At 46.2% G+C, this 19,588-nt stretch carries 19 protein-coding genes; 6 read left to right on the forward strand and 13 right to left on the reverse strand.

Annotation, left to right across the window (positions count from 1 at the left end; translation table 11 throughout):
- Window positions 1–12: 12 nt before the first annotated feature.
- The 10 genes from gspL to gspC form a co-directional block, all read right to left on the reverse strand.
- Entirely contained in the window at window positions 13–1,242 is a 1,230-nt protein-coding gene (gene gspL / locus BCT34_RS17670) for a type II secretion system protein GspL (protein WP_076650746.1), read from the reverse strand.
- Window positions 1,211–2,260, reverse strand: a complete 1,050-nt coding sequence (gene gspK, locus BCT34_RS17675) for a type II secretion system minor pseudopilin GspK (protein WP_076650747.1) — start codon at window positions 2,258–2,260, stop codon at window positions 1,211–1,213. The genes gspL and gspK overlap by 32 nt, the downstream gene beginning before the upstream one ends.
- On the reverse strand, window positions 2,244–2,975 hold the full coding sequence (gene gspJ, locus BCT34_RS17680) for a type II secretion system minor pseudopilin GspJ (protein WP_076650748.1): 732 nt from the start codon (window positions 2,973–2,975) through the stop codon (window positions 2,244–2,246). Before gspJ ends, gspK begins: the two co-directional genes overlap by 17 nt.
- Window positions 2,962–3,357, reverse strand: a complete 396-nt coding sequence (gene gspI, locus BCT34_RS17685) for a type II secretion system minor pseudopilin GspI (protein WP_076650749.1) — start codon at window positions 3,355–3,357, stop codon at window positions 2,962–2,964. The genes gspJ and gspI overlap by 14 nt, the downstream gene beginning before the upstream one ends.
- On the reverse strand, window positions 3,344–3,937 hold the full coding sequence (gene gspH / locus BCT34_RS17690) for a type II secretion system minor pseudopilin GspH (RefSeq protein WP_076650750.1): 594 nt from the start codon (window positions 3,935–3,937) through the stop codon (window positions 3,344–3,346). The genes gspI and gspH overlap by 14 nt, the downstream gene beginning before the upstream one ends.
- A gap of 65 nt (window positions 3,938–4,002) precedes the next feature.
- Window positions 4,003–4,446, reverse strand: coding sequence for a type II secretion system major pseudopilin GspG (gene gspG, locus BCT34_RS17695; protein WP_017062485.1), 444 nt, complete (start codon window positions 4,444–4,446; stop codon window positions 4,003–4,005).
- A gap of 87 nt (window positions 4,447–4,533) precedes the next feature.
- Window positions 4,534–5,754 carry a type II secretion system inner membrane protein GspF gene (gene gspF, locus BCT34_RS17700; RefSeq protein ID WP_076650751.1) on the reverse strand — a complete coding sequence of 407 codons (1,221 nt, stop codon included), beginning with the start codon at window positions 5,752–5,754 and terminating at the stop codon, window positions 4,534–4,536.
- Window position 5,755: 1 nt separating this feature from the next.
- Window positions 5,756–7,258, reverse strand: coding sequence for a type II secretion system ATPase GspE (gspE, locus tag BCT34_RS17705; RefSeq protein ID WP_076650752.1), 1,503 nt, complete (start codon window positions 7,256–7,258; stop codon window positions 5,756–5,758).
- Window positions 7,258–9,282 carry a type II secretion system secretin GspD gene (gspD, locus tag BCT34_RS17710; RefSeq protein ID WP_076650753.1) on the reverse strand — a complete coding sequence of 675 codons (2,025 nt, stop codon included), beginning with the start codon at window positions 9,280–9,282 and terminating at the stop codon, window positions 7,258–7,260. Before gspD ends, gspE begins: the two co-directional genes overlap by 1 nt.
- Window positions 9,283–9,323: 41 nt before the next feature.
- Window positions 9,324–10,205, reverse strand: a complete 882-nt coding sequence (gspC, locus tag BCT34_RS17715; protein ID WP_076650754.1) for a type II secretion system protein GspC — start codon at window positions 10,203–10,205, stop codon at window positions 9,324–9,326.
- 331 nt (window positions 10,206–10,536) lie between these two features.
- Between gspC and hslR the strand changes: the two genes are divergently transcribed.
- The 4 genes from hslR to BCT34_RS17740 all read left to right on the forward strand — a co-directional run bounded on the left by hslR (window position 10,537) and on the right by BCT34_RS17740 (window position 15,921).
- Window positions 10,537–10,923, forward strand: coding sequence for a ribosome-associated heat shock protein Hsp15 (hslR, locus tag BCT34_RS17720; RefSeq protein ID WP_048607611.1), 387 nt, complete (start codon window positions 10,537–10,539; stop codon window positions 10,921–10,923).
- An 18-nt stretch (window positions 10,924–10,941) separates the two neighbouring features.
- The gene (hslO, locus tag BCT34_RS17725; RefSeq protein ID WP_076650755.1) at window positions 10,942–11,835 is read left to right on the forward strand and encodes an Hsp33 family molecular chaperone HslO; all 894 of its coding nucleotides are present in this window, start codon (window positions 10,942–10,944) and stop codon (window positions 11,833–11,835) included.
- 336 nt (window positions 11,836–12,171) lie between these two features.
- Entirely contained in the window at window positions 12,172–13,797 is a 1,626-nt protein-coding gene (gene pckA / locus BCT34_RS17735) for a phosphoenolpyruvate carboxykinase (ATP) (protein ID WP_050652111.1), read from the forward strand.
- Window positions 13,798–13,950: 153 nt separating this feature from the next.
- Window positions 13,951–15,921, forward strand: a complete 1,971-nt coding sequence (locus tag BCT34_RS17740) for an AsmA family protein (RefSeq protein WP_076650757.1) — start codon at window positions 13,951–13,953, stop codon at window positions 15,919–15,921.
- A 37-nt stretch (window positions 15,922–15,958) separates the two neighbouring features.
- Here the strand turns inward: BCT34_RS17740 and BCT34_RS17745 are convergent, their stop codons facing one another.
- From BCT34_RS17745 to BCT34_RS17755, 3 genes are read right to left on the reverse strand one after another with little or no spacing between them, the layout of a single operon-like run.
- Window positions 15,959–16,894 carry a bifunctional GNAT family N-acetyltransferase/hotdog fold thioesterase gene (locus BCT34_RS17745; RefSeq protein WP_076650758.1) on the reverse strand — a complete coding sequence of 312 codons (936 nt, stop codon included), beginning with the start codon at window positions 16,892–16,894 and terminating at the stop codon, window positions 15,959–15,961.
- A gap of 16 nt (window positions 16,895–16,910) precedes the next feature.
- Window positions 16,911–17,345 (reverse strand): D-aminoacyl-tRNA deacylase, encoded by a 435-nt coding sequence (gene dtd, locus BCT34_RS17750; protein ID WP_076650759.1) that lies wholly within the window; start codon window positions 17,343–17,345, stop codon window positions 16,911–16,913.
- Window positions 17,317–18,258 (reverse strand): virulence factor BrkB family protein, encoded by a 942-nt coding sequence (locus BCT34_RS17755; RefSeq protein WP_076650760.1) that lies wholly within the window; start codon window positions 18,256–18,258, stop codon window positions 17,317–17,319. The genes dtd and BCT34_RS17755 overlap by 29 nt, the downstream gene beginning before the upstream one ends.
- A 42-nt stretch (window positions 18,259–18,300) precedes the next feature.
- Between BCT34_RS17755 and BCT34_RS17760 the strand changes: the two genes are divergently transcribed.
- Complete coding sequence (locus BCT34_RS17760; RefSeq protein ID WP_052880260.1) at window positions 18,301–18,942, forward strand: DUF2959 domain-containing protein; 642 nt, start codon at window positions 18,301–18,303, stop codon at window positions 18,940–18,942.
- Window positions 18,943–18,961: 19 nt separating this feature from the next.
- The gene (locus tag BCT34_RS17765) at window positions 18,962–19,492 is read left to right on the forward strand and encodes an AAA family ATPase (protein ID WP_076650761.1); all 531 of its coding nucleotides are present in this window, start codon (window positions 18,962–18,964) and stop codon (window positions 19,490–19,492) included.
- Window positions 19,493–19,588: the final 96 nt, after the last annotated feature.

Consider the following 19,588-nt stretch of genomic DNA (forward strand, 5'->3'; position numbering starts at 1 on the left):
TCCTTACGCAGGTTATTGATGGGGTTTAAGAGTAAAGCTGCCAAATACGGCATCGCCATTACGGTTTAATGGACCTTGTTCGACGGTAAACTTCTCTTCGAGCTTCACTCTCGCGGTCTCAAAATGTTGGAAGTCAGAGCTTTTCGCCTGAAGTCGAATCTCAGAACGATTTCCATCGTAGCGAATGCTTTCGACTTCGATCGATTTCACCTGACCTAAGGTTTCCGGCAGCAGCGCTAGCCACCCCAATAAAGAGTCACCATCGCCTGAGCCACCATATTTCTTCGCTTCATCGTTCATCTGACGCTTAAGGTAACTTACTGTCGGAATACGTTGTTTACCTGGCAACACAGTTCTAAATATACGCTCACTCTCCATGCGGTAAGCTTGTGCTTGAGCTTCGTATTGCTGAACCTTCAACACTTGTTGAGTCACAATCACAGCCACCAGCAAACAAGCTGCAATCGCTACTTTTTGCCATACGCGCCAATATTTACTGAATGAAGATTTGGTTTTAAAGGTGCCAGTCAGTAAATTTACGCCGCTTGTGATGGCCTGCTGGCTCAGCAAAGACATCACCAATTCTGCAGGTTTGGCTTGCCAATTCACGCCGCTTTGCTGTTGAACGTCGTCGCTCGGCATTGCTGTATAACTGAAGATCGTCGTCGCTTGCTCTTCGTCATCAGCAACAACCCAATCACTTTGCAAAAACATCGGTAACCATGCTTCGCTGATCGATACTGCTTGATAAGTACCTTGACGTAATAACCAATGCTGATCGATCTGTAGTGCACTGATGCCTTGCTCTTCAAAAGGGACGGCCAATGTATCTGGCAACACCTTACGGAAGATAATATTGGCTTCACGAAACAGGTCTAACGCTTGCTTTAACCATTCACGATCGACACCACACACGGTAGCGTGCGTTGCGTCTTTGTCTAAAATCGTCAGGTGTAAGTCTTCGATATCTTGTGCAACTTCGTCTTCTAATAAAAACGGCAGCATAGAATCGAACTGGCGAGCAGCACCTTTCGGGATCTCAACACGCTTAATTAAGCATTCATTTCCCGGCAATAAAGCGATACAACTGCGCTTTTCAGCGTAAGGCGTTAACTCATCAAGCTGCTCCCAGCTAGACAGTTCACCACTTGCTATCACTTCTTGTTGGCTTGTCGACCAAACTAACCACTGCACAGGGCTTTGTGGTTCGCTACTCAGTCGAACGGTCAGAAACTCGCTCACTGATTCCTCCAAAACGACGGCGTACTACCGTCACTGTTTCTCGATTACTACTATAGAAAAGCGTCCGTATACGTACACGTGACTGCTCAACTAATACCTCTGCATCTAGCTCAAAATAGGCGCTATCTACAGTTAAATATGCTTTCGCTTTTTTGCTGACTTCGGCACTCACACCCACAATGGCAGATTCAGCCATGAAAGCATCCACCGTATCCCAACCATCGAATGGGCGTTTGTCTATCAGCTGTTTGGCATCCGATTCACTTAAACCGGGAGCAAACATTGCTTCCAATAGCGGCGCCTGTTTTTCAGTGAGAGTATTCACATTCAAACGGAAATCATCGGTAGGCAGAGCACAAACAAAGGGGCGAACCTTGTTCATCACCTCACCCGTGACCTGATAAACCGCTCGTAACTCTGATTCGTCAGCCATTAAGCCATTTGCTGCCAAATAGGCTGGCTTCATCGCCTCGTAAGTACTGTCTTCCACACCAGTTGACGAGGTGGTTCGGGTGTCACTATCAACAAACTCCCAGCTTGAATGGGCGATAACCTCAGCCTGATAAGGCTCAACATCTTGGTTTTCCAACAAGGTTTGCCAAACCGTAATTAAATAAGGTGTTTGGTTACTTGAAGTCGTCGTCACACCCGCCAACGCATTAAGATTAAAACACGCCTGCGCATCAACGATACGGCCCTTAACTTGACCATAATCCAATGGGTACACCTGCTCTTCTAGCGCCCATGGCTGACTTAAGTTCACGGTATCACTGTCTTTGTAGCTTTGCCTAATACCGTCTTGCACCAACGCTTCTACACCAATGCTGTACCAGTAAGCCTGTTGGTAATTCAGTTGATTACCAACGCGCTTGAATTGAGTAAACAGACGTTCCGACATGCTGCCTGCAATGGTTGCCATGATCGCCAGTAGCATTAGGATAATGATCAGCGCGACACCACGTTGCTTGCGTCCTATGGCAGACCTAGTCAGTGCAGGCTTGTTAGTTCGATGAGTCATTATTCCCCTCATTATTGCCTGAAGAGTCACTGTTTGAAGAGTCATCGGCCTGATCTAGGGTGCCGCCTGATGTGAGATAAACTCGCTCTATCTCACCATAGTCTTTCAAGGTTAGCTTTAATCTCACCGCTTTAGGCAGTGATTTATCGGCTTGCCACTCTTTACCCCAGCGGCTTCCGTCATAAAATTCAAACTCCAAGCTTTCAACATCATCAAGCAGAGGCGTAATCACACCTTCTTGGCCTGCTGGTGTATCAGGGTAACGCCACCATACACGCTCAAGCGTCTCTTCTTTAATGCGGTAGCCCACTTTGGTGACTTCCCCGCGAGGAAACTGCTGCTGTGGGTTATGCCAACCAAGGCGAGTAAACATAATGCCGATGCTATCGGAATCCAGTAAATACTCTTTCATTAGGATCAGCTTAGATGATGCCTCTTCACCGTTAGTGCGAAATTGTCGCACTGCCATCTGGCGAAAATCATTATCTAAAATGACCAAACTACGTTGCAGTTGATTTAAACGCGCACTGCGCTCGATTGAAAGCTCGTTGCTACGCTGAACTTGATTCACCACCTGATAAGCCGCCATGCTTAACGTGGCAAAGATAGCGATCGAAACCAAAACCTCAATTAAGGTAAAGCCTCTCCCTTTCGAAGATAACCCCTGTTTACGAGGCACTCGCTTATTGGCGGACATGCTCTTACTTAACCACATAACTGCGCACCGTAACCACTGGAGAGGCTTTCTTACTGGTTGCCACACTCACATCAAACGCCTTCAATAAATTATCGCTGGTATCGATTGGCGTGACCTTCCAGAACCATTCTCTTCCAGCCAACTCTTGTGTGCCCTGCGCTTTTTTTAGCTTCTCAGGATGCAGCATCACCAAAGCCATTTGATTATCAACGACCATAGCAGCGAAGGTTTTTTCTTCTAAATAACTGAGCGTATTAATATGCTGAGTGACAGCACGAATCACACTGATCGCCGCAGTCGCAAAGATAGCGAGCGCAACCAGCACCTCAAGCAGAGTCATTCCTCGAGAACCAAGGGGCATACCACGAGAGCGATAAGGAGAACGGTTATTCCTCTTCATCTTCTTCTCCCGGCTCTAGCAATCGAATGACGCCATTGTCCAACACTCGAATACGCCAACCGTCTTGTATTGTGTCTCCGGTATTTGGGTAAAACGACAACACAAATGGCGTCATTTCAGCACTCGACAAGATGTAAATCTGTGGTGGTTTCGGCTTCTTTTCCTCTTCAAGATCAGCAAACATATCTTCATCAAACAAGCTTCCTGGATTGAACAACCGATCATCATCTTCCCATGCGCCACCACCTAGAGTCAGTGACAATGCGAGTTCTTCCGGTAGTTCAGTTAAAGAGGGGATTTTTTCAAAGTCGACTTCTTGCCAGCCTTCAGACTTAAGCGCCATCAGTACATAGGTCGATTTCTTTTCATCAACACGAACGCCAAAATCCAAACCACTCAAAATAGCCTCTTCATTGAGTAATTGAACTCGCTGATAAAAGCTTTGAGCGTATTTTTTTGCGGCATCTTTGCTATTGGTAGGAATGGTCGCGATCACCGCGACCGCCGTTACTGACAGTAATACCAACACCAAAAGAATCTCAATTAAGGTGAAACCTGGCTGTGTTTGCTTAGTTTTCACCTTTAGACTCCATCTGTTTACGTCCTAACATCAAATAACGGCATCAAGTGACAATAAGCCTAGGCTTACTGAAAATCTTGCATGTTCCAGTTACCGATATCCGCAGCAATACCCTCTCCACCTTCTTGGCCATCAGCGCCAAGTGTAAAGATATCGATAGTGCCGTTATCACCTGGGCTTAGGTATTGGTACTCGTTACCCCATGGGTCGTTAGGCAGACGCTTGATGTAGCCGCCGTCGCGGTAGTTGCGAGGCTCTGGGCTGCTTGGCTTAGAAACCAATGCATCAAGACCTTGATCCGTTGTTGGGTAAACGCTGTTATCCAGTTTGTACATATCTAGCGCATTCTCTAGCGCCACGATATCTGTGATGGCTTTCTGTTGGTCAGCTTTCTCTTTGTTACCCAATAGGTTAGGTACAACAAAGCTCGCCAATACGCCAAGGATAACCACAACAACCATCACTTCTAATAGGGTAAAGCCTGATTGTTTCTTCATTCTGTTTTTCATTATTTTCTCCAAATTACAGACAGCGAGTTGAAGGTAATAATGTCCTTCTTCTCGATAATCCAAAAACTAACGTCTTGTGAGTAGTAATTAGCCGCTCATTAAATTGTTCATTTCAAGCATCGGCATTAGAGTCGCCATCACGATGAAAAGCACTAAACCTGCCATCAAAGCGATAAGTGCTGGCGTAAAGATACCTAACGCGATATTCACAGTCGATTCAAAACTTTGGTCTTGATTATCTGCCGCTCTTGTCAGCATCTGTTCTAACTGACCACTCTGCTCACCACTAGCAATCATATGCAGCATCATCGGTGGGAAGAGCTTGGTTTGATCCAACGCTTTACGCAGACTGGCCCCTTCTCTAACGCTATCTGATGCCTGTAATACTTGTTGTTTCACGTGATGATTCGACATCACATCGACCGCGACCTTCATCCCTTCAAGGATAGGAATCGCACTCGAGGTACAGATAGAGAGTGTTCGTGCAAAACGAGAGGTATTAATCCCCTTCGCGATCTTGCCGATCAGTGGAATGCTTAATAGCTTGCGATCCCAACTCATGCGAACGCCCGGCTTTTTCAGCGCGGTCTTAATCAACACAATCACACCGATAATCAACAACAGTAATTGGATGCCCCAATTCTGGATAAATTCACTCGATGCTAATAAAAACTGTGTCGATTGAGGAAGCTCTTGACCCATTTGGATAATAGGCTCAACGATCTTAGGTACCACGGTTGCCAGTAGGAACGAAACAATCGTCACCGCAAATACCACCAGCACCACAGGGTAGATCATGGCTTGCAGGAGTTTAGAGCGCATCTTCTGACGATTTTCAGCGTAATCGGCTAGTCGCTCCAATACCGCATCTAAGTGACCCGATTTTTCACCTGCGGCGACCATGGCTCTGAACAGTTCGTCGAAGATATGTGGGTAATCCGCCAAGCTATCCGCTAGCGAGTAACCTTCCGTTACCTTAGAGCGAACAGACAGCAGCATGGTTCGAATACGAGGCTTCTCAGACTGCTCAGCGACGGCCTTCAAACACTCTTCTAACGGCATACCAGACTGAACGAGCGTTGATATTTGACGAGTAATCAAAGTCAGATCAGGCGTACTGATACCACGCTTAAAGCTGGTTGATGGCTGAGCACCTTTCGCTGTTTTGGCTTTGGCTTCTGTCATCTCAACCGGCATCAAGCCTTGCTCTTTTAAGCGCTGGCGAGCCTGACGAGCGTTATCCGCTTCGATAGACCCTTTTTTACTTTTACCTTTAGCATCCAGCGCTTTGTATTCAAATGCCGCCATACTAGACTTCCTTGGTCACACGCATCACTTCTTCTAAGGACGTTACCCCTTTCAGAACTTTGCTCAAGCCATCATCTCGAATACTTGGGGTTGTGCCACGAATTGCTTTCTCAATCGCCTGCTCACCCGCTTCACTGTGAATCAGCTCTTGTACTGAGTCATCAATCATCAAGAGTTCATGAATACCGGTACGGCCTCGATAGCCTTTATGACTGCAGTTCTCACACCCTTTAGCTTGGTACAGCGTCAGGCTGTCTTTCTTCTTCAACCCAAACAGCTTCTTCTGCTCTTTGTCGGCTTCGTAAGGTTCTTTACAGTCGTTACACAGAGTGCGAACCAAACGCTGAGCCAAAACACCCAGCAGCGAAGAAGAGATCAAGAAGGGTTCGATGCCCATATCACGTAGACGTGTAATCGCACCAATTGCAGTATTGGTGTGAAGGGTCGACATAACTAAGTGACCAGTTAAAGAGGCTTGAACAGCAATCTCAGCAGTCTCCAAGTCACGGATCTCACCAATCATCACCACATCCGGGTCTTGACGAAGAATGGCACGTAAACCACGCGCAAAGGTCATATCAACCTTAGGGTTCACTTGTGTTTGGCCAATACCATCGATATCGAATTCAATTGGGTCTTCAACGGTTAAGATATTGCGCTCATTACTATTGAGCTCTTGCAGGCCAGCGTATAGGGTCGTTGATTTACCAGAACCCGTAGGACCGGTAACCAAGATAATGCCATGTGGACGCTGAATTAGCTTACGGAAGTTTTCGTGGTTCTCTGCCGTCATGCCTAAACTGTGCAAATCGAGACGAGTGGCGTTCTTGTCCAACAGACGCATTACCACCCGTTCACCATGAGAAGAAGGCATGGTTGATACACGAACATCGACCGCTCGGCCACCAATACGCAGTGAGATACGACCATCTTGTGGCACGCGCTTTTCCGCAATATCCAACTTCGCCATAACCTTGACACGCGAAACCAACAGCGGAGCCAGTTTACGGCTCGGTGCTAAAACATCACGTAACACACCATCAATACGGAAGCGGATCGACAGTGATTTCTCAAAGGTTTCGATATGAATATCCGAAGCACCTTCTTTGATCGCCTCACCCAGCATCGCATTAATCAGCTTGATGATTGGCGCATCGTCTTCTGACTCAAGCAGATCTTCATCTTGTGGCAGCTCCTCTGCTAGCGAGAAGAAATCGTCGTTGTCAGCACCAATGTCTTCCATTAGCTGACGAGCTTCCGACGAGTCACGCTGATACGCATCGGTCAGTTTTTTATCAAATTCGTCTGCGCTGATCGCTTGTGGCGTGAAGCCATTTTTCACAACACGGCTTACTTCAATGATCGCCGCCGATTTTAGAGGCTCTACATAATAAAGTACCGGCGGACGCTCTGGATGCTGATATTCCAACACCATCTTGTAGCGATTCGCAAAGCTAAACGGCAAGCGCTGATAAGTACGTGCCGCCCCTACCAATTCAGCCATTATTCTGTTTCCATTTGATCAATGAAGGCTTGGATTTCAGCCGGGTGATTCATGTCTGCACCAAATTTAGGCAGTACTGGAATATTATCGTCAGCCATCAGTTTCAAACCTTGCTCTGCCTTGTACAGCTGCTCAGCTCGAATGAAGTTGTATTTACGCTGAGTGATACCATCTGCTGTCATGCCATCACGGATGATGGTTGGCTTAATGAATACCATTAAATTCTTTTTCTCAACCTGAGTACTGGTTGATTTGAACAAGTGCCCAAGAACAGGAATATCACCTAGGAATGGCACTTTAGACTCACTCTCTAACGCACGTTCATCAATCAAACCACCCAGCACCAACATTTGGCCATCTTGAACAATCACAGACGTATTTAGCTGTCGCTTAGCAAAACGTACATCTACCGCACCGTTCGCGCCCAATACGTTCGATACTTCTTGTTCAATGTTCAACTGAACAGAGTCGCCTTCGTTGATTTGTGGCACCACTTTTAGCTTGATACCAACCTCTTTACGTTCAACCGTTTGGAATGGGTTATCGTTACTTGAACCCGCCGTCGAGCCAGTTAAAACCGGAACCTCTTCACCCACAATGAATGACGCTTCGCCGTTGTCCATCACGGTAATACTTGGAGAAGATAGGATGTTTGAGTTGGAGTCGGTTGCTACCGCACTGATCAAGGCTGTCCAGTCACCCATCACCACACTCATAGCTGCGCCGTTAACACCTGAAAGTGCAGAGGCTAATGTTGAATAGTCCCCTTGTTCAGTGGTGGTTTCATTTCGTAGGAACTTACCATTTTCATCGTACACAGCGGTTGTAGTTTCTGTATCTTTTGCTTCTTCTAGACCCACCATTACACCGCCAATCGATGCGCCGGTGTTGCTGTACTGGATCATTGCACCCGTTTCTAAGTTACCCCACTGCACACCAAGGTTAACGCCATCACCTTCTGCCATTTCAACGATCAAGGCTTCAATCAATACTTGAGCACGACGAATATCCAGCTGAGCGATCACGTCTTGCAGAGCGTTCATGATGTCAGGCTGCGCGGTAATAACTAGAGAGTTAGTATCACTGTGTGCAGAGATCATCACTTGGTTACGCTGCGATGAGCTACCTTTGGTTGATGACTGCTTCTCTGATTGTAGGTTGTCCGACACGCCTTTCAGCACATCGACCAAATCTTCGGCTTTTGCGTATTTAAGATAGATAACTTGGTTGTTACCCTTAGTTGCCATTTCGACATCAAGCTGCTCGATAAGCTTTCTTAGACGACTACGAACTTTAGGGTCACCAGAAATCAGAATCGCATTGGTACGCTCATCGGCAACCAGTTTAGGCTGTAGGAATGCAGGCGTATTCTTCGCATCTGTGGTTTTATTCAACGCATCAACAATGCGTACCATCTCTGCTGCTGAGGCATTTTTTAGCTCAACGACTTCAATCTCTTTATCACCTGCTTGGTCAACACGCTTGATGATTTCCGCTAAACGGTTTACCACCGCCGCTCGGCCGGTAATAAGAATGATGTTGGCAGGGTCATAGTGCACAACGTTACCCGCACCTGCATTGTCGTTCAATTGACGAAGCAAAGGAGAAAGCTCACGAACCGAGACATTACGAACGGTCACAACACGCGTGACTACACTGTCGCCAGTGATCGAATCACGGTCACCGACAACGGGAATTGCCGAGGTTTTAGAGTCTTTGGCTTTGATGATCTTAAGAACACCCGAGTCCATTTCAACGACCGCGTAGCCATACACCTCTAATACGTTTAAGAAGAAACTGTAATATTGCTCTTCATTCAATACGTCGTAGCTGCGTACATCGATTTTTCCGCGCACCGATGGATCAACGATGATCGTCTTCTCTAGATTACGACCAACAATATTAATAAACTCTTGGATATCAGTACCTTTAAAGCTGGCACTAAAATCACTCGCGATGGCTGCGGGTGTGCAGATCAAGCTTCCTGCCAATAACCATGCACTTTTCTTAAACCAATGCTTCACGTACTTCTCCTACACTTTCGTCTTTCGTTAGACGCAAAGTTTTAAAATTCAATAAACACTTCATGTTGTTGACCATCTCTCTCGACGACGAGGTTTAGCTCTGTCAGCTCTGAGATAGAACGGAATATGTTGCCCATAGCGGCTGGGTCTGTCAGGTCTTGACCATTTAACTGAGTAGCAATATCTCCGTTTTGGAGCCCTACTGAGTTAAAAAGTTCTGAATCTTTGCCAGGGCTCACACGATAACCAATAACGCTATCGTCGCGCTTCACCTGAGACAGTCGAACATATTGAAAGATTTGTTGCGGATCTTTCATTATCTTCGCTTTAATTTCATCAAGCTTCTCTTCTGCAGAAGCCGGATTATTACCACGAACCGAAGAAGAGCTACGAGGTGCTGCAGGCGCTGATACCGCCAAACGCTTGTACTCAATACCTTCAAGCATCAAGGTTTCGTCTCGTCCTGAGTTATCAATGATCACGCGATCGATTAATACGGCTTTTAGCTTAGCTCGGGTGCCTTCAATTTCTTCATTGATTCCGTAGGTCGCTTGTGTTCCGCGATTGGCAATCACCGCTAAGCTCAGTTTTGGATTTGAACTCGCTACCGCACCAACCAGAACCAAGTTCAGTCGTGTCTTAGGCGCATCTTGGATAACTTGTTGTTCAACCACAGCAGGTGTACTTGGGTTATAAGCTCCAAACATGTTGCTCTGCTGCAAAGAAGAAATATCAAGGGTCGATTGAGGTGTGGAAGATGATGAAGCTGTTGCAGCCCAAGGCACAACGGTTTGCTCAGCAGGTTCGATAAACCATGCAAGCTGTCCTAATATCCATGCGGAAGCAGCAATCAATACACAACAGGTCGCTAGGCTTAGTTTCTGCTGAAGTACACATCCATTCTCTAATAAGCGGCTCAACATAGGAGAATTCCCTATGCGATTTCTGAGCTCTAAAAAGTTCACTTTCCTTGTCCCTTTTCATGACGACAAACGCTGCAAATCATTAAACTTTCAGCTTTTTTATTCATTCGTTCGATACCAAGCTTATTTAGGCAATAAGATCCTGAATTATACCATAGCAAATCGATAATTCGGCATAACATGGCTATTTTGTATTATGACTTGAAAAAAATGCCAACCGCCTCCACTTTAAGCTTCTACTTAATGTGATAAGCATCATCAAAAACATGTTGCGCGCTGTTCATTACAGTTAAACCGCATTCATTTCTCACTTAATAAGGCACAGCCCTATATGAAAACTGCTAATGAAGCTGTCAGACTCGATAAATGGTTGTGGGCAGCTCGTTTTTACAAAACCCGGTCTATTGCTCGCAACATGGTCGATGGTGGCAAAGTCCACTATAATGGTCAGCGCAGCAAGCCAAGTAAAATTGTCGAACTTGGGGCTGTGATTACACTGCGCCAAGGTAATGAAGAAAAGACGGTAACGATCGAGAAAATCTCAGCCCATCGCGGTGGAGCTCCTATCGCTCAAACTCTCTACGAAGAAACCACCGAGAGCTTGGCAAAAAGAGAAGAGTTTGCGACACAGCGTAAACTGAATGCTCATAACCCAGCTCCAGAACGTCGCCCTGATAAGAAGCAACGTCGTGACATCATCAAGTTCAAGCATCAATAAGCTAGAAGGAATAGCCAAATGGCAGACCCAATGTCTACAAGTAATGTTTTAAATCGCTACCTATTTGAAGACCTATCAGTACGTGGTGAATTGGTACAAATGGATGAAGCGTACCAACAAATTATTTCTAGCAAGGAATACCCAGCGCCAGTGCAAAAGCTACTGGGTGAGCTATTGGTATCAACAACGCTATTAACTGCGACCCTAAAGTTTGAAGGCTCGATCACCATGCAATTGCAAGGTGACGGCCCAGTATCTCTAGCAGTTATCAATGGCGATCACGATCAGAAAATCCGTGGTGTTGCTCGCTTTGAAGGCGATATCGCAGAAGACGCAAGCCTACACGACCTAATGGGCAAAGGTCACCTAGTGATCACTATTGATCCGAAGAAAGGTGAGCGTTACCAAGGTATTGTTGGTCTTGAAGGCGACACGCTTGCGCAAGTGCTTGAAGGCTACTTCGCTAACTCTGAACAGCTTAAGACTCGTCTATGGCTGCGCACTGGCGAGCATGAAGGCAAAGCACACGCTGCAGGAATGTTGCTACAAGTAATGCCTGACGGTACTGGTACTCCTGATGACTTCGAGCACCTAGAACAACTAACGGACACCGTTAAAAACGAAGAGCTCTTCACTCTAGAAGCGAACGAACTGCTTTACCGTTTGTACAACCAAGAGAAAGTACAGCTATTCACACCACAACCGGTTGAATTCTTCTGTGGCTGTTCACGCGATCGAAGTGCAGCAGCAATCATTACTGTCGCTCAAGAGGAGATCTACGACATCCTGAGTACAGAAGGTAGTGTTGGTCTTCATTGTGATTACTGTGGCACAAACTACTCGTTCGACAAGAACGACGTTGACGCACTGTACGCAGAAGCAGCAGATAAAGGCGACAATACGGTTCATTAATTTACGGCGTTCCAAAAACACGTAATTTACCCCAAAAAGGTCAGCACTCAGCTGGCCTTTTTTGTGATCAAAATAGCGCAAACCCCGTAACATTTCGTAATAAAATCACCGCTTAATTTTAATCGATTAATAATGTTCTCGCCCCTAGCGCAAAGGTTTGCGTACAGGATAGACTAGTCGGGCCAATATGTGACGAGGCGCTTAAAACCTCACGGTTAATATGGGTATTTTTTGAGCTATATCCCTGTTTCCCCCGAGCCTCGTTGTTAGCATGGTGAGCAGATAACAATAAAAATTTATACAAAATCCCTACAAAATATCCTACAAGGAGCACCTATGACCGTTATGGAACATACTAAGGCTGCACAAATTGATCTAACTAAGCACGGACTGACTGGCGTTACTGAAGTTCTTCGTAATCCTAGCTACGAGCAGTTATTCGTTGAAGAAACACTGCCAGGTTTGGAAGGCTACGAAAAAGGCGTAGTAACGGAACTAGGCTCTGTTGCAGTTGACACTGGTATCTTTACTGGACGCTCACCAAAAGATAAGTACATTGTTAAAGATGACACTACGCGCGATACCATGTGGTGGTCAGATCAAGGCAAAAATGACAACAAACCGATTACAACTGAAGTATGGAATGAGCTGAAAGAACTTGTGACAACTCAGCTATCTGGCAAGCGCCTGTTTGTCATCGACGGTTATTGTGGTGCTAACCCTGATACGCGCTTAAGCGTGCGTATTATCACTGAAGTAGCGTGGCAAGCGCACTTCGTTAAGAACATGTTCATTCGTCCAACAGACGAAGAGCTAGCAACGTTCGAACCTGATTTCGTGGTAATGAACGGTGCTAAAACAACCAACCCTAACTGGGAAAAACAGGGTCTAAACTCTGAGAACTTCGTTGCTTTCAACCTAACAGAGCGCGTTCAAATCATCGGTGGTACTTGGTACGGCGGTGAAATGAAGAAAGGCATGTTCGCAATGATGAACTACCTACTTCCTCTGCAAGGCATTGCTTCAATGCACTGTAGTGCCAACGTAGGCGAGAAAGGCGACGTAGCCGTATTCTTCGGTCTGTCTGGTACAGGTAAAACGACCCTATCAACGGATCCTAAACGTGAGCTAATCGGTGATGATGAACACGGTTGGGACGACGATGGTATCTTCAACTTTGAAGGTGGTTGTTACGCGAAGACAATTCGTCTATCTAAAGAAGCTGAACCTGAAATCTACAACGCAATCCGCCGTGATGCACTGCTAGAAAACGTAACGGTTCGTGGCGATGGTTCTATCGATTTTGATGACGGTTCTAAAACAGAAAACACTCGTGTTTCTTACCCGATTCACCACATCGACAACATCGTTAAGCCAGTATCAAAAGCAGGTCACGCTCAAAAGGTTATCTTCCTGACTGCTGATGCATTTGGTGTGCTACCACCGGTTTCTAAGCTGACTCCAGAGCAAACGAAGTACCACTTCCTATCTGGCTTCACAGCGAAACTAGCAGGTACAGAGCGCGGTATTACTGAGCCAACGCCTACATTCTCTGCGGCATTTGGTGCAGCATTCCTAACACTTCACCCAACTCAGTACGCTGAAGTGCTTGTGAAGCGTATGGAAGCAGCTGGCGCTGAAGCTTACTTAGTGAACACAGGTTGGAACGGTACTGGTAAACGTATCTCTATCCAAGATACTCGCGGCATCATCGACGCTATCCTAGATGGCTCTATCGACAACGCTGAGACTAAGGTTATCCCTATGTTTAACCTAGAAGTACCGCTAGCGCTGCACGATGTTGACCCAGCGATCCTTGACCCACGTGATACGTACACTGACCCACTACAATGGGAAAGCAAAGCGAAAGATCTAGCAGAGCGCTTCATCAACAACTTTGACAAGTACACAGACAACGCTGAAGGTAAATCTCTGGTTGCGGCAGGTCCTCAGCTGGATTAATCCAACCATCTGCTCGGGCTTAGCCAAAAGCGAACGCCCAATTAAAATGATATTTTTGTAGCAAGCCCCTCTTTTGAGGGGCTTTTTTGTTGCTGCTTGCCCCTTTTTGTTCCACTCTGTTTTGAGACTATTGAAATTTAAGGCTTTCAAGGAATGAAAAAGGTATTCATGGTGTTCGGCATTGTGTTGGCTATCGCCGTTGCAACTATCGCAGCGTTGCTATTAAGCCTACAGACCCAATACCGTGCGGATGTTGCTAACTTTTTTATCAAACATACGATTGAACAACCTGTACTCATTGAAGATGTAGAGTATCAGGCGCCTTATCACATCACCTTAATGGGCATTACCCAAAGCCAACCTGACAAGCAAACACCTTTGTATATCGATAAGATCGATATCTGGTTCAGCCCAGATTCTCTCATCGAAACCAAACTGGTTTTGGACTCTGTGTTGATCAGCGGAATACAGTTAGAAGCCGACGATCTTGAAATACTCACATCAGTGCTTACCCAACCAAACTTCAAGCTACGTCAACTGGCGATCAATAATCTCGATTTTTCAACGCCAGAGTTTAATGCGCGAGGCATCGACCTGCAGATCTCCGACCCAGCGAGGACCAACGACAACTCGCTTCTACCTTATGGAAAAATTCAACTTTCTGCCTCACAACTGTACTGGCAGGGTGAAGCATTCGATAATCTGTTGATTGATTTAGACCTCAAACCGAGTGACAGCACACTTTATGGTGCTTCCTTTAACTGGCGCGGCGCTAAGATTTCAGGACAAGCAGAGCAGTATCAACAAGATTGGTCGTTGGTAAATGTGACCATTGATAGCTTACGACTCAATCAACAACAAACTCAAAGCCTACTAAGCAAAGAGTGGGATGTGGCAGGTATTCAGATCAACCACATCAATAGCTTAGATGTTCTGCGTAGCGACATAGAGTGGAAAGGCGGCCACCTTGTAGCCTTTGATGCCTCACTAGAAAATATCCAACTGCCCTTTGAACTGTGGAAGCAACAGAAAGCCATTTTCTCTTTGCAAGCAGAGGGAGTGACCATTGACGATGACATGTTCATCGAGCCAAGCCTTAAGCTCAATTTAGAACCAAACCAGATCCTAATTGAAGATTTCTATACGCAATTCCTACAAGGCACTATCCAATTAAATGGGGAAGTTACCCCTCATGCTGTTGATTTGGCAGAGCTCGACCTGCAAGGCATCAAATGGATTACCGAAAGCCAAGATAAGCCTCTACCCGCGACTCGCCTAATGCCTTGGCTCACTCAACTCAAGAACGTCGAAATTGGCCGACTAAACATAGAACGCAGTCAACTCATCCAACTCGCACAAAAACCTTATTGGCAGGTTTCTGGACTGCACGTTGGGGGAGACCAAGTTCAACTTATGCAAGATAGAAAGCTAGGTTTATGGCAAGGGGAGCTGTTGGTGAGCGCCAATGATGCCAGTTACCAAAATATTGTTAGCGCGCAGCCTGTGATTGAGATGAATAGCGAACAAGGGAAATGGACGCTGACACGCATGTTCCTCCCACTCAAACATGGCTATGTTGAAGCCAATGCGACACTCGATTTTAACCAAATCAGTAAGCCATGGAGTGTAGATATCTCGGCAGATGGCTTACCCATTTCGCCTTTGCTGCAGCAACTGGAATTACCGCTCGATGCAACGGGTTATGGTGAGTTCGAACTTCAAGCCGCAGGGTTATACGGCGACTCACTGATGCTGGGCTACTCAACCACAGGCCAACTCAAGGGCAGCGTTCGCCAAGGTGTGATGACCTTTAATGACAAGCTTTCTGAAGCCTCGACTGATAACGTGTTTGAGATCCCAGAGCTTAATGCGAATTTTGACCGTGGTCGCTTCACTCTCGAACCAATGCACATTATTGGTGCATCCGCAGCAGAGCAAGGTACACAAAGAGTTCAAACGCTCAATGGTGAGGTTTCTGGAGAACTCGACTTGCTTAAGATCGAGCAACACACACTATCGATTACCCTGTCCGACCCATGCAACCAAATATCAGGAAAACTCACCCAAGCTAAGTATTCGGAGATTAACGACTGCCAACAAAAAAGCGCCACTCCTCAGGAGTAGCGCTTTCAGTCAATATCGACAGTATTACCGGTGTTAGCTATTCGCTCACATTGGTATCTGTCGAGAGTATCTTTTTGTAGTCAGGGATCAGCATATAGGTTCCAGTAAACTCTACCGCTTCCACATCACCACTGTTAATAGTCACATGAATGATGATACGAGCCTTTCTGCCCGACGCGAGGCGGTCTAAATCACCACTGATCCCATCCAATGAGGTAGAGGCCACTGGGTTTTGCTCGACTGGATGACGATAACGAATATTACTGTCTGCCAGCACTATATCACCGGTTAGGCCGCGCTCTTTCATCAGTAACCATGTCATCCCCCAGCCCGTTAAGGTCGCAAGCGTAAAGGCGGAGCCTGCAAACATGGTGTTATGCGGGTTTAAGTTGGGATTTAACTGAGCACTACACTCAAATTGGTAACCCGTGTATTGGTTAATCTTAATACCCATTTTGTCACTGATCGGGATCTGATGCTCCCAGCGCTGCTGAAGCTCATTACACCACTCAGGCTTACGCAGAACATCTGCCATTGGGTCAAGCTGTTTAACCATCTGTTGGTGACGTACAGGGCCACGTTGGTCATTAATCTCACCGCGACGTTCAAATTCATTCTTCTCATAGAATGAGATCGCATCTTCACGTGCATTACACACCAAGCGCTTAGCGCCCTCTTGGCGAGCCAATGACTCAAGTGCGACTAGAATCAATGAGCCCATACCTTTGCTTCGGCGAGAGTTCTTCACCGCCATGTAGCGGATCTGACCTTCTAGATCTGGGGTTATGTACAGACGACCAATTGCCATCGGGCGACCACGGCCATCAACAATCATGCGATGGTGACTCATTGGGTCATATTCATCGCGCTCTGAACCTACCGGCATTCGCCAAGGTTCACGCAGCATCTGCCAACGAAAATGGTAATACTTGTTTAGCTGATTTTCGGTGGTCGGTGTTATGAGTTTAAACATGCTTATTCCTTTAAGCCTAAACCTGCAGCCAGAATGTCACTGGGCCATCATTAACCAAAGACACTTTCATGTCGGCTGCGAATCGGCCACGTTCCGTTGGCAACACTGATTCACATTGGTCAGAGAAGTAGTTGTAAAGACGCTCAGCATCTTCTGGGTGAGCGCCACGAGAGAACCCTGCTCGCGTCCCTTTCTTGGTATCGGCTGGCAGTGTAAATTGAGACACCACTAATACCTTACCTTCTACCTGCTTCACGTTGAGATTCATTTTATCGTCTTCATCTCCAAAGACACGATAAGTGGTCATTCGTTCCATCAAACGTTTGGCTTTGGCTTCGTCATCACCTTTTTCTACGCCTAATAGAACTAATAAGCCTTTGTCAATCTCACCAACTACTTCGCCATCAACACGGACGGCAGCTTCACTTACTCTCTGGATCAGTGCTATCACTGTTGTTTCCTTGCTCTGTGATTTTGTCTTTATCCGAAGAGTGTACCATTTCTTTCGAGTCACTCCACTGTTCCTGCTCGCCCAATGCGGCCGTTACCTCAGCGCCCACCAGTACGATCAACCAGCACAAATACACCCAGACAAATAGAATTGGTATTGCCGCTAATGCGCCATAAATCAACTGGTAGGAAGGGAATTGAGTAATGTAAGCCGCAAAACCTTTCTTACTTAATTCAAACAACAGAGCCGCAACTAGAGAACCTGCAGCCGCATGAGAAAAGTGTATCTTTTTGTTGGGTACCAGCAAATACAGACCGAAGAACGCAAAGAAAGAGAGAATCAAAGGAAGTTTGCGAATCACGGTATTAAAGGCGCCAGACACCACCTCGTTTTGCAGCAGACTTAATGAAGTCACGTAAGACGTTGCAGCAATGCTCGCACCGACCAAAATAGGTCCAAGCGTGAGCACCATCCAGTACATAGAGAAAGACAGCACCGCACGTCGTTTCTCATCGACACGCCAGATGTAGTTTAAGTTCTTATCAATATTCGAGATCAGCATCAGCGCTGCAATGAATAAGAACACACTACCCACAGCTGTCATTTTTCCGGTATTGGCAACGAACTCTAACAAGGCACCGTGTACGGCATCCCCAGACGCTGGAACAAAGTTGGTAATGACGAAGTTTTGAATCACGATACCAACATCAGCAAAGACGGAGAATGACGACAAGATAGACAGCAGAACCGTCAGCATCGGAACGATCGAGAGCAAAGTAATGTACGCCAAGTAGCCCGCATTCACATTGACTCTATCGTGGGTCATTCGCGCCAAAAGATAGCGAGAGAACTGAATACTGAGTGTGCCGACCTTTTTTATCTTCAACTTGTAACTCCCTTGTAACTCGTTCATAGTCCTAATTATTATTCCGTCACTTAACTATAGGAAACTAGGATGCCTTATTTAATAGTTATAGTCCTCTCTATTTTTACTCTAACTGGATGCCAGTCAGCTTATTACTCCGCTATGGAGCAAGTGGGCTACCACAAACGCGACATTATGGTCGACAGAGTAGAAGACGCGAAAGAGTCGCAGCAGGATGCTCAGGAAGAGTTTACTAGCGCACTTGAAGCACTCAGCAGCCTGACTAATTTCAGTGGCGGCGACCTAGAAGACATGTACAACAAGATAAACGATAAATACCAAGACAGTGAAAAAGCCGCACAAAATGTCAGTGACCGCATTGCTGCGATTGAAGATGTGTCGGATGCGCTGTTTGAAGAGTGGCAGAGTGAGTTAGACCTATACACCAGTGATTCACTTCGTCGTTCAAGTGAGCAAAAGCTGCGTGAAACCAAATCGTCTTACCAAACCATGCTTTCAGCAATGAAGCGCGCCGAGAAGAAAATGGACCCGGTACTCAATACCCTTCGCGACAACACGCTTTATCTGAAACACAACCTCAATGCGAGCGCTGTGGGCTCGTTGCAGGGTGAGTTTATGAGCTTAGAAAAAGACATCGCCTACGCGATCAAACAGATGAATGCTGCAATAGCAGAGTCGGACAAATTCTTAGCTCAGCTAAATCAGAAATAACACAGCAAAGCAGAACACAATGAAGCCAATCATTATTACTGGTGGGCCCGGAGCCGGTAAGACAACACTGATCAATGCCTTGGGAGATGCGAGCTACCCAATATTTGCAGAGTCCTCTCGCCAACTAATCGAACAGCAGAGTCAGCTTGAAAACGGTATCTTGCCTTGGTTAGACCTTACCGGCTTTGCTGAACTGTGTTTAGGTGTGATGAGTGAGCAAAAAGACCAAGCCAGTCAGCATCCGATAGCGTTTCTCGATCGCGCCATTCCAGATATTTGCGGTTACCTAACTCAAGCCAGTCTAGAGGTAAACGCGACCTATCGAGAAGCGAGCCAAGGTTATCACCCTCAAGTCTTGTTCTGTCGCCCAGAGGCTTCAATCTATGTGCAAGATGAGGTGCGCCCTTACACCTTTGAAGAAGCCCTAGAGATTCACCACACACTAGTCAGAGTCTACCAAGTGCTAGGTTATGAGGTAGTTGAAGTACCGTTTATGTCGGTGGAAGAAAGAGTTAAGTTCGTTGAAAGTCACCCGGGAATCAAAAGCTAGATTCCTGATATCTCGTCCCTCGATTCTGGAATGACGACTCGATGAGTAGAAATGGATAAAAGACAACGAGTATCGAAGTGTAGTGGCATAGTGAAT

Origin of the sequence: Vibrio sp. 10N.261.45.E2 (genome assembly GCF_002875705.1) — a bacterium.
GTDB lineage: Bacteria > Pseudomonadota > Gammaproteobacteria > Enterobacterales > Vibrionaceae > Vibrio.

Excerpts from the sequence above, each read along its gene's own strand:
- gspK (WP_076650747.1), bottom strand. The coding sequence starts at position 2,260 with ATGACTCATCGAACTAACAAGCCTGCACTGACTAGGTCTGCCATAGGA.
- gspJ (WP_076650748.1), bottom strand. The coding sequence starts at position 2,975 with ATGTGGTTAAGTAAGAGCATGTCCGCCAATAAGCGAGTGCCTCGTAAA.
- gspI (WP_076650749.1), bottom strand. The coding sequence starts at position 3,357 with ATGAAGAGGAATAACCGTTCTCCTTATCGCTCTCGTGGTATGCCCCTT.
- gspG (WP_017062485.1), bottom strand. The coding sequence starts at position 4,446 with ATGAAAAACAGAATGAAGAAACAATCAGGCTTTACCCTATTAGAAGTG.
- gspF (WP_076650751.1), bottom strand. The coding sequence starts at position 5,754 with ATGGCGGCATTTGAATACAAAGCGCTGGATGCTAAAGGTAAAAGTAAA.
- gspE (WP_076650752.1), bottom strand. The coding sequence starts at position 7,258 with ATGGCTGAATTGGTAGGGGCGGCACGTACTTATCAGCGCTTGCCGTTT.
- gspC (WP_076650754.1), bottom strand. The coding sequence starts at position 10,205 with ATGTTGAGCCGCTTATTAGAGAATGGATGTGTACTTCAGCAGAAACTA.
- hslR (WP_048607611.1), top strand. The coding sequence starts at position 10,537 with ATGAAAACTGCTAATGAAGCTGTCAGACTCGATAAATGGTTGTGGGCA.
- hslO (WP_076650755.1), top strand. The coding sequence starts at position 10,942 with ATGGCAGACCCAATGTCTACAAGTAATGTTTTAAATCGCTACCTATTT.
- pckA (WP_050652111.1), top strand. The coding sequence starts at position 12,172 with ATGACCGTTATGGAACATACTAAGGCTGCACAAATTGATCTAACTAAG.
- BCT34_RS17740 (WP_076650757.1), top strand. The coding sequence starts at position 13,951 with ATGAAAAAGGTATTCATGGTGTTCGGCATTGTGTTGGCTATCGCCGTT.
- BCT34_RS17745 (WP_076650758.1), bottom strand. The coding sequence starts at position 16,894 with ATGTTTAAACTCATAACACCGACCACCGAAAATCAGCTAAACAAGTAT.
- BCT34_RS17755 (WP_076650760.1), bottom strand. The coding sequence starts at position 18,258 with ATGAACGAGTTACAAGGGAGTTACAAGTTGAAGATAAAAAAGGTCGGC.
- BCT34_RS17760 (WP_052880260.1), top strand. The coding sequence starts at position 18,301 with ATGCCTTATTTAATAGTTATAGTCCTCTCTATTTTTACTCTAACTGGA.
- BCT34_RS17765 (WP_076650761.1), top strand. The coding sequence starts at position 18,962 with ATGAAGCCAATCATTATTACTGGTGGGCCCGGAGCCGGTAAGACAACA.